We start from the raw sequence: 12,332 nt of genomic DNA on the forward strand, positions 1-12,332 counted from the left end.
ATCCTTCCATGAACAGCCGATCCGTCGGCAGTACCGCTATTTGAACGCGCGGTCGGCAAAGCGTGATCTGGTCCACTGGACCAGATCACGCCTACCCACGTCAGCCCGCGCACGCCCCCAGCACACTCCCCTTCTTCAGGAAAGCCGGCACCGCATTCGGCGACACGCATACCTGCGCCCCCGGATTGCCGCTGCTGCCCGTGCCGTTACACACCATCACCTTCCCGTCGCCGCAACGCGCGTCGATCACCTCTACCTTGGCCGTGGCCTGGGCGAAGCAGCTCTCCGGGCTGGCCGCCTGCGCCGTGAAGCTGAAGCTGCCCGCGGCCGTCGGTGCGAAGCTGGTCACCGGACCGCTGCTCGACGACAGGGCGACCGCCGGGCTCCAGGTGAAGGTGGAGGCGCCTGCCGCATCGCTCGCGGCCAGCGTCACGCTCTGCGGGCCGTAGCCCAGCGCGATGGTATTGGCCGGCAGCCCGGTCGCGGCGCCGGCGCCCGGGGTGACGGTGATGGCGGGCTGCGGCACGTGGCCAAGCACCTGCACGGTCGCTTCCGCGGCGGCGCTGTTGCCGCCCTTGTCGACGGCGCTCAGCACCACCTTCTGGGCGCCGATGTCGGTGCACGAGAAACTGGTGCGCGAGGCCGACAGCGACTCCACGCCCCAGTTGTCGCTCGTGCCGCCATCTAGGTCGCCCGCCGCGATCGACGCGCTGCCGCCCGCCAGCGTCACCGCCACGTCTTTCGTGCGCACAATCGGCGCCTCGAAGTCGTTGCTGACCGTATTGGCGCGCGCGCTTTCCACGCTCAGGCGGTTCAGGGCCGTCACCGTATAGTAGTAGTACTGGCCCGGCGCCACGCTGCGGTCCGCGAAGCTGCCGGTGGCGGTGGCGGTCACCCCCAGCAGGTTGGCCGGCGACTCCAGGTCCATCTCGCGCTGGTCTGAGCGGTAGATGGCGTACTTGCGGGTCTTCTCGAACTCGTCGGCCGTGTCGGGCGCCGCGGCCCAGCTCAGTTGCACGGCATTGTCCTCGCCCGCGGCAGCGGCAAGCTGAGCCGGTGCGGCAGGCGCGCCGCTCCCTTTCCAGGCCATGACCGGCAGCAGCGCCGGCCGCGCATAGGTGTCGTTCATCAGCGAGCTGCGGTAGCCCAGCGGGTTGTTCTGCAGGAACTGGTGGCGGAAGTGGATCTGGCCCGAGATGCCGGCGTGCGCCCGGTTCAGCGCGATCTGATGGTTGATCTGGTTCGGGTCGGTCCAGCCGGCGGTGTTCATCTTGTAGTCGGCCAGGCCGATGTACATGTGGCGCTCGTAGGTGTTCTGATTCCACCAGGGCACCAGCAGCTTGTAGTCCGAGCCGGCCTGGCCGATGAACCAGTAGACCTGGGGCGCCAGGTAGTCGACCCAGCCCTGCTGGATCCACTTGCGGGTGTCGGCGAACATGCTGCTGTAGTGCTGCGAGGCGCCGGCGGAGGTGGGCGAACCGATCGCAGGGTCGGTACTGCTGCGGTAGATGCCGGAGGGCGAGACGCCGAACTTCACCCATGGCTTCACCGCGCGGATGCTGTCGTTCACGCGCGATATCAGGAGATTGATGTTGTCGCGGCGCCAGTCGGCACGGCCCGCGGCGGTGGCCGGGAAGCCGCGCGGATCGGCGTTGTAGGCGTCGTCGTCGAGGATGACGCCGCTCGGGTAGAAATAATCGTCGAAATGGATGCCGTCCACGTCATAGCGGTTGACGATGTCCATGATGACGTTCACCACGTGGTCGCGCACGGCCGGCAGGCCGGGATTCAGGATCTTCACGTTGCCGACCGTGAGCATCCATTCCGGATGGGTGCGCGACACGTGATTGGCCGCGTACTGCGCCGTATTGCCCTGGCTGGCGGCGTTCGCCACCGCCCGGTAGGGGTTGATCCAGGCGTGGAACTCCATGCCGCGCTGGCGGGTTTCCTCAATCGCGAACTGCAGCGGGTCCCACATCGGCGCGGGGGCGCTGCCCTGCTGGTTGCTCAGGTAGTAGGACCAGGGCTCGAGCTCGCTTGGGTACAGGGCGTCGGACTGGCTGCGCACCTGCAGGAAGGCGGCGTTCATCCCGGTGGCCTTGTTGTGGTCAAGGATCGCGCGCAGGGCGGCCTGCTGCTGGGTGGGCGTCTGCAGGCGGTTCGGCCAGTCCAGGCTCAGGTGGGTACTGATCCACACGCCGCGCATCTCGCGCTTGGGCGACAGGGCCTGGGCATCGGCGTGGGAAATCGAGGCGACGAGCATTGCGGCCGCCGCGGCAAGCAAAAGTTTTTTCATGTTGTGGTCTTTTTGCAGGTTGACGTGCACGCCCCGGAAAGGCGGCGTGGGCGGCGGTCCCCGGCGCCTCTCCACGCGCCGATGCGTTGCCATCCGCGAAACAGGGTATGCGGGAGCAATATTTACAACCAATGAATTTCCGAATAGGCGGCATAACTTTCATGCATAACAGGCAAGAAAGTGATACCTCGGCCGGGGAATGTTACCGATGACCTCAGCGGTCCTGCATGGCGCAAGGGACCATTCGGCGCCATGAACGCATGAGTTGCGAAACCGTTACAGCCAAGCCCGCCGGAATCGAACATGGCCCATGCCGCGACGTGCGGGTGTTAGGATGGATTGGGTGAAGCGGAGGCTGCGATGAGAATGCGAATTGGAATGGGCGCACTGGCCATGGCCTGTGCGGCCTGGAGCGCGCCGGCACTGGCGGATTCCCGAGGCCAGGCGACGATGGGCAATCTGGGCTTCACCTTGTTCGACCTCGACCTGACCGATGCGGTCACACCCTCGCTCGTCTGGGGCATCCCCGATTTCGCCTCCGGCATCGTGGCCCCGGGGTCGGTCGTCGTTGGCTACAGCGTCGACGACCCATGGGTGTCCGACAGCTACCTCGACGCCGGCCTGGCCCAAGGGCCCGGTCCGGCAAGACGCTCTTTTTCGCCAGGTCCGCAGGCTTCGGTGGAATCCGCCCTGGTCCATCACGATCCGCTTGGCCAGCTGCTGTCGGTATCGACGCAGATCGCATCGGGCGGGCAGCGCGATGCATTCACCACGGGCGAGGTGTACAGCGACCGCCTGGGCTTCACGCTCTCGCCGAATACCCGCGTGACCTTCACGGTCGACCTGGACTTCACTGCCGGCACCCGGGCAACCGGCGATTATGACGAGGTCCTCACTGCCTTTGGTGCGATCGACCTCACGCTTCACGCGCCGCTCGGCACTGCCAGCAGCGACGCGGCCTCGCTGCAAGTCGGCACCCGGCAGGGCAGTCCCCTGGAACTCGACCAGACCATCAGCCTGTCGGTGGATCTCAGCAATGCAAGGCCGGATGCAGCTTACGGCGACATCAGCCTCCGGTTGTTCTCGCAGGCGCGCGCCTGGCCGGTCAGCGCCGTACCAGAACCGTCTGCCTATGCGCTGCTGCTGGCGGGCCTGGGCCTGGTCGGGTGGCGCCGCGTATCAGGCCCCGCGCTGAAATAGAAAAAGCCGCACAGTCATCGACTGGCGGCTTCTTTTTACCAGGCGGTCAAACTTACCCGTTGTGCAGGAAGGTCTTGAGCTTGTCCGAACGCGAAGGCTGGCGCAGCTTGCTCATGGCCTTGGCTTCGATCTGGCGGATACGCTCGCGGGTCACGTCGAACTGCTTGCCCACTTCTTCCAGCGTGTGGTCGTTCGACATCTCGACGCCGTAGCGCATGCGCAGCACCTTGGCTTCGCGCGGGGTCAGCGAGTCCAGCACTTCCTTGATCACGTTGCGCATCGATGCGTGCAGGGCAGCGTCCAGCGGCGCCAGGGTGGTGTTGTCCTCGATGAAGTCGCCCAACTGGGAATCGCCGTCCTCGCCCATCGGGGTTTCCATCGAAATCGGTTCCTTCGCAATCTTCATGATCTCGCGAACCTTGTTTTCCGGCATTTCCATCTTGGCCGCCAGGGTCGGCAGGTCCGGCTCGCTGCCGGTTTCCTGCATGATCTGGCGCGAGATGCGGTTCATCTTGTTGATGGTCTCGATCATGTGCACCGGCACGCGGATGGTACGGGCCATGTCCGCGATCGAGCGCGTGATGGCCTGGCGGATCCACCAGGTCGCGTAGGTCGAGAATTTATAGCCGCGGCGATACTCGAACTTGTCCACCGCCTTCAGCAGGCCGATGTTGCCTTCCTGGATCAGGTCGAGGAATTGCAGGCCGCGGTTGATGTATTTCTTCGCGATCGAGATCACCAGGCGCAGGTTGGCCACCGTCATTTCGCGCTTGGCCTGGCGTGCGCGCTTCTCGCCTGCCGCCATCTGCTTGTTGATGCGGCGCAGGTCGGCCAGCGGCAGCGCCACGCGCGCCTGCAGGTCGATCATGCGCTGCTGCAGTTCCTTGATGGCCGGCAGGTTGCGGCTTAACACTGCGCTGTACGGATAGGCGCAGTCGACTTCGCGGTCACCCCATTCCAGGTCGGTCTCGTTGCCCGGGAAGACCTTGATGAAGTGGGCGCGCGGCATGCCGCAGCGGTTCACGCAGATGTCCAGCACCGAGCGTTCGATGGCGCGCACTTCGTCCATCTGATGGCGCAGGGTGTCGCACAGCTTCTCCACGATCTTGGCGGTGAAGCGGATGCCGAGCAGCTCGTTCGAGATGATGGCCTGCGCCGCTTCGTACTCATCCGAGCCGTAGCCGACCGTCTTGAAGGCGTGGCCCATGCGGTCGAACTGCTTTTCGATCAGCGCGAACTTCTCGAGCGCGCTCTTGCGCAGCTGGGCCAGCTGCTCGGCCGAATAGCCGGCCGCGCCGCCACCGGCCGCACCCTCTTCTTCCTCTTCCTCGACTTCCTCTTCTTCCTCATCGTCGCTGGAAGCGCTGGCGGCCACCGGCGCCGGCGCAGCGTCGTTCAGGTCGACGAAGCCGTCCACCACGTCGTCGATCTTCATTTCATCGGCAGCGATCTTGTGCGACAGCGCGATGATTTCCGAAATCGTGGTCGGGCAGGCCGAGATCGCCTGGACCATGTCCTTCAGGCCGTCCTCGATGCGCTTGGCGATCTCGATCTCGCCTTCGCGCGTCAGCAGCGACACCGCGCCCATTTCGCGCATGTACATGCGCACCGGGTCGGTGGTGCGGCCGAAGTCGGAATCGACGGTCGACAGCGCGGTGGCGGCGGCCGCTTCCACTTCGTCGTCGCTGGTCGCGGTCGGTACGTTATCCGACAGCAGCATCATCTCGGCTTCCGGGGCGCGCTCGTAGATGGCGATGCCCATGTCGTTGAAGGTCGCGATGATGCCTTCGATCGCTTCCGGATCGACGATGTTTTCCGGCAGCTGGTCGTTGATTTGGGCGTGGGTCAGGTAGCCGCGCTCCTTGCCCATGTTGATCAGGTTCTTGATCTGCTGGCGGCGCTTTTCCAGCTCGGCTTCCGAAAAGCCGTTCTCGCCGCCCAGCATGCCGGACAGGCCCTTGGCCTTGCGCTCGCGCAGCTTGGAAGCGGCCTTCATCTCGGCGCGCTCGACGGCGTTCAGCGCCGCGACTTCGTCATTTTCCGGCACGAACTCGCTCGGCTTGCGGCCGCGGCGGCCCGGGACCTTCACCCCCGGCAGCAGGTAGCCCGATGTGTCGATGGCGGCCAGGGTGGCGGCATCGGTGGTGGCGCTGACGGTGCCGACGGCGGTGACGGGCGCCGGCAGCGCGTTGGCATCGGTGCGGCGGCTACGGGTGCGCACCGCCCTCGGCGCGGTGCCCGCGGTGACATCCGCAGGGGCATCCACAGCGGCGGCGGCCTCCACGAGCGGGGTGGCCGCCGGTGCGGCCGGCGCAGCGGCCACGGCCTCATCGGCCGGGGCTTCGGCGGCGTGCAAGGCATGCGCCGCACCTTTCAGGGCGGCCAGCTTGGAGCCGCGCTTGCGCACCACGACGGTGGCGGCCGCGTTCGGCACTGCGGCCGTATAGTCCTCGAATGGCGCCGGCTCGGCGGCGGGATCGGCGCTCACCGCAGCGGCTCCCACCGGCGCAGCCTCGGCGGCGGCCGCTTCCGGCTCGTGCGCCGCAGGCGCTTCCAGCACCGCCTCGTTGGCCGCATCGAACTCCGCGGCGTCTGGCGCCTCGCCCACTTCCAGCGCGGCCTTGGCCGAGGCCAGGCGCGAGCGCGTCTTCACCACCGTGACCTTGGCCGCCGCTTCCGTCTCGAGGAAGTAGGAGGTTGCGGTTTTCGGCACTGCCAGCTGCGCCGTTGCCTTGGCGGGCGCTTTTTTGGCGGTCAGTGTCAGTGTCTTGGCGGTGTTTTTCATAGTGAAACTCTCTCCAGTCGCGGCGCATCGCGCGCGGCGCTTCAATGTCAGCGAGACCCGCGGTCGGGTCCGTTCGGTTGTTGGGACGCGGAAGTGGCCCTACCTGAGGGCGGACGCGCGGACTTCAAGCACCCTTTTCCCGGGTCGGCCGGCCATCCTCGTGGGGCGTCGGCGAGCTAGCAAGAAAGGGGCAATATTCAAAGTCACGGTGTGCATGTCGGAACGAAAAAAAGCCCGTCGGATGAAACGGGCTTGCATCTCATGTTCAGGGAAGAACAGAAGGAAGGCGATATTATGCCGTATTGCAAGAATTGGTGATAATTGAAATATCCCATAATGGTTATCACCAACTTGAATATGACATGCGCCCGTCGACCTTCCGGCCAGTCTGCGACGGCGCAAGCCGTGCGCAAGGCAAGAGGCGGATCATACACGATTTCATGCCCGCACGCCTGCCGTACTGGCAGATCGCTGCAAGCGTAATTCTCAGGATTAATGGAAGAAGTACAATACGGCCAGCACTGGCGTCCGGGCGCCGTGCTATCCTTCGCTTTCCCGTTCTTACAATGAAGTCAATGAATACGAATAACGCTGCCGAGACCGTCGACACCACCGATCCTGCCACCACCGAGACGCCGGCAACGCCGTCAGCCGACACGCCAGCCGCAGCCACCCCTGCCGCGCAGGACGCCGCAGGCGACGCGCCGGCGCAGGGTGCACCGGAAGCAGCGGCCGACGCACCGGCCAAACCAGATTCGCAGGCGCCGACGCAGGCGCAGGCGGGCAATGCACCGGCGCCGTCCGCGCGCGCCCTGCTCAAGCAGCTCCAGCAGGAATTCCCCGCTTTCCGCGACTGCCTGCCGCTCGCCATCGGTATCGACAAGCAGCTGCTGGCGCGCATGCCGAACCTGAACCGCAAGGCCATGCGCGCCGCGCTCGGCATCCACACCGGTTCGATGCGCTACCTGCGCGCGATGGAAAAGGCCAAGCTGCGCTACGACCTCGACGGTACCCCGGGCGCCGAAGTGACGGACACCCACCGCCAGCACGCCAAGGAGCAGCTGCAAGAGCGCTTCAAGAAGGAAGCCGAGCGCAAGAAGGCCGAGCGCGAGGCCGCCGCGGCCGAAGAGGCCGACCGCCAGCGCCAGGAAAAGCTGAACGCCCTCGCCGCCAAGTTCTCGCGCAGCTGAGCCGGTGTCGATGAGCGTCGACACCCCGGAGGACCTCCTTCCCCCCTATGACGGCGTCAAGCTGGCCGACGTGCGCATGGTGCGCACGCCGCTCGAGGCCGCCGCCGCACTGGCGGCGCTGTCGGGCGCCGACACGATCGGCTTCGACACCGAGTCCAAGCCGACCTTCGCCAAGGGCGAGGTGTCGACCGGACCGCACCTGGTGCAGCTGGCCACCGACGAGCTGGCCTACCTGTTCCAGATCGGCAGCGCGGCCAGCGCCCAGGTCGCGCTCGAGGTGCTCAAGCCGGTGCTCGAATCGGAATCCATCCTGAAGGTGGGTTTCGGCCTTGGCGACGACCTGAAGCGCCTGCGCGCCAAGCTCGGCATCGAGGCGCGCAACGTGCTCGACCTGGCCACCGCCATGCGCCGGCGCGGCGAGCGCAACACCCTCGGCGCCAAGACCGCGGTAGCGCGTTTCTTCGGCCAGCGGCTGCAGAAGTCGCGCCGCATCACCACCACCAACTGGGCGCTGGCGCAACTGAGCGAAAAGCAGGTGCTGTACGCAGCCGACGACGCGCACGTGGCGCTGCGCCTGTACCGCTACTGGCGCGCCAATCCGCCAGGCGACGAGACTACTGCGCCGCCGCGCCGGGCGTCCTGACGCGCTTCCTCACCACGAAGTAGGCCTCCGGGCACAGCGCCGTGCCCAGCACCGGGAACGGGCTGGCGCTCGCCTTCGCCAGCGCAAACTGCCCGGCCAGGTCCTTGCGGAACACGCGGTGGTCGAAACCCATGTGCTCGTTATGCACCTCGACGTCGGGCGGCAGGATCCCGACCGGGCGCTCCTTCGGCGGCATGCCCAGGGTCGCCATCAGCACGTGCCTCAAGCGCGCGTCGAAAGCGCCGTAGCGCCGGCTCATGCGGAACATGCCCTTGTACAGCGCCGGCAGGCCCACCTCGACCGGCACGCCGAACACGGCTTCGCCGTCGTCCTTCAGCAGCGCGCCCACTTCGGCCAGCGACCGGGAACGCATCGACAGCGGAATGTGCTCGAACACCTCGAGGCAGAACAGCAGGTCGGCCTGTCCCGCCGGGATGCTGTCGAAGGACGAGTAGAATTCGATGCGGGGCAGGCCCTTCAGCTCGATCTTCGCTTCTTCGAGCAGGTCAGAGCAGGGCTCGTAGCAGACGATGGTCGCGTTCGGATAGGCGTGGACGAGGTGCTTGCACAGCTCGCCGCTGCCGGCGCCGAAATCGAGCACCCGGGTGACCGATCCGGGGGGCTTCTGCGCGAAGCCGATCGCGCTGTGCAGGCGCTGGTTCTGCAGCCAGCGCTTGATCGGATTGCGGTCCCTGAATACCCCTTCCGTATAACTGACACCCATGCTGCATCCCGGCGGTCCAAAGGGATGGGATTATAGCAAGGCGAGGCCCTGTCGCAGCGCTATCCGCGCTATCATGCGGGCATTGCTACTGCCGGGTTCATCCATGAGTCGTCGCCGTATGCCGTTTGCTGTCCCGTTTGCTGTCCTGGTATGTGCCGCGAGTGCCGTGCAGGCCGCCCCCCGGCAGAGCGTGCCTGATACGCTCGCCCAGCGGCTGCTTGCCTGCACCTCCTGCCATGCCCGCGTGGATGCACGCGGCAAGCCGGTCAACGACAGCTACTTTCCGCGCATCGCGGGCAAGCCGGCCGGCTACCTGTACAACCAGCTTCTCAACTTCCGCGAAGGCCGGCGCCAGTATCCGCTCATGACCTACCTGGTGGACCACCTGCCCGACCCCTACCTGCGCGAGATCGCCGGCCATTTCGCGGCGCAGCCGTCCGCCGCGCACACGGCCGCAGCCCAGGCCGCGTCCCCGCAAGTACTGGAACGCGGGCGCCAGCTCGTACTGCAAGGCGACAGCGCGCGCAAGCTGCCGGCCTGCATCGCCTGCCACGGCCAGCGCCTGACCGGCGTCGAGCCCGCCATCCCCGGCCTGCTCGGCCTGCCGCGCGACTACGTGAACGCGCAGTTCGGCGCCTGGCGCAACAAGGCGCGCCGCGCCCATGCCCCCGACTGCATGGCCGAGATCACGACCAGGCTGTCGTTGGAAGACGTGAATGCCGTCTCGAGCTGGCTCGCGGCCCAGCCGATGCCCCAAGACGCGCGTCCGGCGGCGTCGATCGCGCGTCCCCTGCCCCTGCCCTGCGGCAGCGCCCCGGAGGGGCCATGAAGCGCATCGGCCTGGCCTTCTCGGCGCTCGCCGTCCTCGCCGCCGCCGCCGTGGCCGTGGCCTGGCCGCGCGACGAATACATTGCGGCGGCCTCGCCGGCCGCCTGGGCCGCGACGCCCGAGAACATCGCGCGCGGCGCCTATCTCGCGCGCGCAGGCGACTGCGTGGCCTGCCACACGGCGCGCGGCGGCGCCGAGTATGCGGGTGGACGTGCGCTGGACACGCCCTTCGGCCGCCTGTACGGTCCCAACCTCACGCCCGACCCCGAGACCGGCATCGGGCGCTGGTCCGCCGACGACTTCTGGAACGCCCTGCACAACGGGAAGTCGCGCGACGGCCGCCTGCTCTACCCCGCCTTCCCCTATACGAACTACACCAGGGTCGCGCGCGCGGACTCGGACGCGCTGTTCGCGTACTTCCGCAGCCTGGCGCCACGGCGGCAGCCGAACCGTCCGCACGAACTCGACTTCCCCTACAACCAGCAAGTCGTACTGGCAGGCTGGCGCCTGCTCTACTTCAAACCGGCCGGCTTCACGCCGCAGCCGGCCCGCGGCGCGCAGTGGAACCGCGGCGCCTACCTGGTCGAGGGACTCGGCCACTGCAGCGCATGCCACAGCACCCGCAACCGCCTCGGCGCCACCGGCGAGAACCTGGCGGGCGGCCTGATGCCGACCATCGGCTGGTACGCCCCCTCGCTCACCGCGAGCGGCGAAGCGGGCCTGGGCGACTGGGAAGAGGAACACATCGTCGCCCTGCTGCACACCGGCATATCGCCGCGCGGCTCGGCCACCGGTCCGATGGCCGAGGTGGTGGCGCGCAGCCTGCAGCACCTTACATTGACGGACGTGGGCGCGATGGCAAGCTACCTGAAGTCGCTGCCGCCCACCGACCCTCCCAGGCAGGAGGGCGGCGAGCGCGCCGCCGAGCCCCTGCTGGCGGAAGGACGCCGCCTGTACACGACCCACTGCGTGGACTGCCATGGCGCCGACGGCAAGGGCAAGGCGCCGGCCTATCCGCCGCTGGCAGGCAACCGCGCCGTGACCTTGAGCCCGGCCGTGAATGCGATCCGCATGGTGCTCAACGGCGGCTTCCCGCCCGGGACGGCGGGCAATCCGCGGCCCTACGGCATGCCGCCCTTCAGCCACGAGCTGAACGACGCGCAGGTGGCGGCGGTGCTGACCTATGTGCGCGACAGCTGGGGCAACGCGGCGCCGCCGGTTTCGGTACCGGACGTCAACCGCTATCGCAGCGTACCGCTCGACTGACGAGGAAAACGCGATGAAGACGATCCATGCCGCGCTGGGCGTCGTGCTCGGCCTGTCCCTGACGTGCAGCGTGCACGGCGCGACGCTCGTGACTTACTTCCCGAAGCAGAACCTGGGGCAGTTCCTGGCCGGGAAGTTCGACCTCGCCAGCATCCGGAGCTCCTTCGGTCCACGCCGTACTCACGCACTGCGCAGCTTCGCCGACTTCGGCATGACGCCGACCCTCGCCACCAACGACGTGCTGGTGTTTCACGAGCCGGGTCGGTGGCAGTATGAAATGAAGATCCTCGGCCGGCGCGATGTGAATGGCGACGGCATCGAAGATCTCGAGGCGTGCTTCACCGACCGGGCCCTGAATGGCGGCACGTATGACGTATCGCAGGGACTCGTCATCACCCGCTATTCCGCTGACGGGTACGCCCTTGCCTTGAGCTTCGGCCTCAGTGACAAGCGCTGCCCGGAGCACGCCCGCTAGCGCTGGAGGGACTCAAGCCGCCTTGCCCTCATCGGACGCCGCTAGTTCCGGCGTCCAGCGCGCCGGACCGGGCCCGCGCGATGCAGCGCGGTCGTCGGGATTGGCCAGCCTGCAGCGCTCCAGGGACAGGCACCCGCAGCCGATGCACTCGGTCAGCCCCGACTTCAGGCGTTCCAGTTCCGCGATGCGCGCTTCCACCCTGGCCATCCAGCCGGCCGAGACGGCGGCCCAGTCTTCCGACTTGGGCGCCGCATTGCCGGGAAGCCTGGCGAGCTCCACGCCGATTTCCTCCAGGGAGTAACCGACGCGCTGGGCGAAGACGATGAAGGCCACGCGGCGCAATACCTCGCGCCGGTACCTGCGGTGTCCCGCGCCGCTGCGCTCGGACCGTATCAATCCGCGCTCTTCGTAGAAGCGCAGGGCGGAGGCCTGCACGCCGCTGCGGCGTGCGACTTCGGAAATGGTGATCAGGGTGTCCATGCGGGCACGATACCGGACAACGGCATTGACTTCAAGTTCACTTGAACTTTTATCTTGCTTCCCAATACAAGGAGGCACATGCATGAACCGGCTACCCGAAGCGCATATGAACACTTCCCGCGTGCCGATCCGGCATGCCGGACGTCACCAGGGAAACGATGTCCTGGTCAGCAATTGGTCTGCCCTGGGCGCCGAAAACCGGCGGGCCGGCGCAGACCCGGCGCAGGCCTGCCAAGAGCTGCCGTGGCCGATTGCCCTGCTCGCTTACCATGTCATGTGGCGTTAGCAAATCGCTGCGCAGGGACAGCTTCGGGGAGCAATCGTTGCCAGGGGACAACATCGGGCGCACTAACATGGGGCGGGATTGCACCAGAATTGAACTCGTCCGTTTATAGTGCTACTCTGCAAGATTATCCGATTCGGGTCGCCGCCAGGCATTTCGTTA

The 12,332-nt window shown here is 66.9% G+C and carries 11 protein-coding genes; 7 read left to right on the forward strand and 4 right to left on the reverse strand.

The window, feature by feature from the left end; all coding sequences use genetic code 11:
* Positions 1 to 100: 100 nt before the first annotated feature.
* Positions 101 to 2,296 carry a family 10 glycosylhydrolase gene (locus AC56KL_RS06470; RefSeq protein WP_497179325.1) on the reverse strand — a complete coding sequence of 732 codons (2,196 nt, stop codon included), beginning with the start codon at positions 2,294 to 2,296 and terminating at the stop codon, positions 101 to 103.
* A 360-nt stretch (positions 2,297 to 2,656) separates the two neighbouring features.
* Here AC56KL_RS06470 and AC56KL_RS06475 point away from each other — a divergent pair, with 360 nt between their 5' ends.
* Positions 2,657 to 3,496 carry a PEP-CTERM sorting domain-containing protein gene (locus AC56KL_RS06475; RefSeq protein ID WP_497179326.1) on the forward strand — a complete coding sequence of 280 codons (840 nt, stop codon included), beginning with the start codon at positions 2,657 to 2,659 and terminating at the stop codon, positions 3,494 to 3,496.
* A gap of 52 nt (positions 3,497 to 3,548) precedes the next feature.
* Here AC56KL_RS06475 and rpoD read toward each other — a convergent pair whose 3' ends face one another.
* Complete coding sequence (rpoD, locus tag AC56KL_RS06480; protein WP_497179327.1) at positions 3,549 to 6,281, reverse strand: RNA polymerase sigma factor RpoD; 2,733 nt, start codon at positions 6,279 to 6,281, stop codon at positions 3,549 to 3,551.
* 812 nt (positions 6,282 to 7,093) lie between these two features.
* On the opposite strand from rpoD, the gene AC56KL_RS06485 reads away from it, so the two are divergent.
* Both AC56KL_RS06485 and AC56KL_RS06490 read left to right on the forward strand, forming a co-directional pair.
* A complete protein-coding gene (locus AC56KL_RS06485; RefSeq protein WP_497179428.1) occupies positions 7,094 to 7,471 on the forward strand; it encodes a ProQ/FINO family protein in 378 nt (125 codons plus the stop codon).
* A gap of 10 nt (positions 7,472 to 7,481) precedes the next feature.
* The gene (locus AC56KL_RS06490; protein WP_497179328.1) at positions 7,482 to 8,114 is read left to right on the forward strand and encodes a 3'-5' exonuclease; all 633 of its coding nucleotides are present in this window, start codon (positions 7,482 to 7,484) and stop codon (positions 8,112 to 8,114) included.
* Here the strand turns inward: AC56KL_RS06490 and AC56KL_RS06495 are convergent.
* On the reverse strand, positions 8,086 to 8,838 hold the full coding sequence (locus AC56KL_RS06495; RefSeq protein WP_497179329.1) for a class I SAM-dependent methyltransferase: 753 nt from the start codon (positions 8,836 to 8,838) through the stop codon (positions 8,086 to 8,088). The genes AC56KL_RS06490 and AC56KL_RS06495 overlap by 29 nt on opposite strands.
* Before the next feature lie 103 nt (positions 8,839 to 8,941).
* Between AC56KL_RS06495 and AC56KL_RS06500 the strand changes: the two genes are divergently transcribed.
* The 3 genes from AC56KL_RS06500 to AC56KL_RS06510 are packed head-to-tail and all read left to right on the forward strand — an operon-like array spanning position 8,942 to position 11,407.
* Entirely contained in the window at positions 8,942 to 9,667 is a 726-nt protein-coding gene (locus AC56KL_RS06500) for a c-type cytochrome (protein ID WP_497179330.1), read from the forward strand.
* Positions 9,664 to 10,932 carry a c-type cytochrome gene (locus AC56KL_RS06505; RefSeq protein WP_497179331.1) on the forward strand — a complete coding sequence of 423 codons (1,269 nt, stop codon included), beginning with the start codon at positions 9,664 to 9,666 and terminating at the stop codon, positions 10,930 to 10,932. Before AC56KL_RS06500 ends, AC56KL_RS06505 begins: the two co-directional genes overlap by 4 nt.
* 13 nt (positions 10,933 to 10,945) lie before the next feature.
* On the forward strand, positions 10,946 to 11,407 hold the full coding sequence (locus AC56KL_RS06510) for a hypothetical protein (protein ID WP_497179332.1): 462 nt from the start codon (positions 10,946 to 10,948) through the stop codon (positions 11,405 to 11,407).
* 12 nt (positions 11,408 to 11,419) lie between these two features.
* Here the strand turns inward: AC56KL_RS06510 and soxR are convergent, their stop codons facing one another.
* A complete protein-coding gene (soxR, locus tag AC56KL_RS06515) occupies positions 11,420 to 11,887 on the reverse strand; it encodes a redox-sensitive transcriptional activator SoxR (protein WP_497179333.1) in 468 nt (155 codons plus the stop codon).
* A gap of 82 nt (positions 11,888 to 11,969) precedes the next feature.
* Between soxR and AC56KL_RS06520 the strand changes: the two genes are divergently transcribed.
* Complete coding sequence (locus AC56KL_RS06520; protein WP_497179334.1) at positions 11,970 to 12,173, forward strand: hypothetical protein; 204 nt, start codon at positions 11,970 to 11,972, stop codon at positions 12,171 to 12,173.
* Positions 12,174 to 12,332 lie beyond the last annotated feature (159 nt).

The organism is Telluria sp. ZB4P34 (assembly GCF_059686055.1).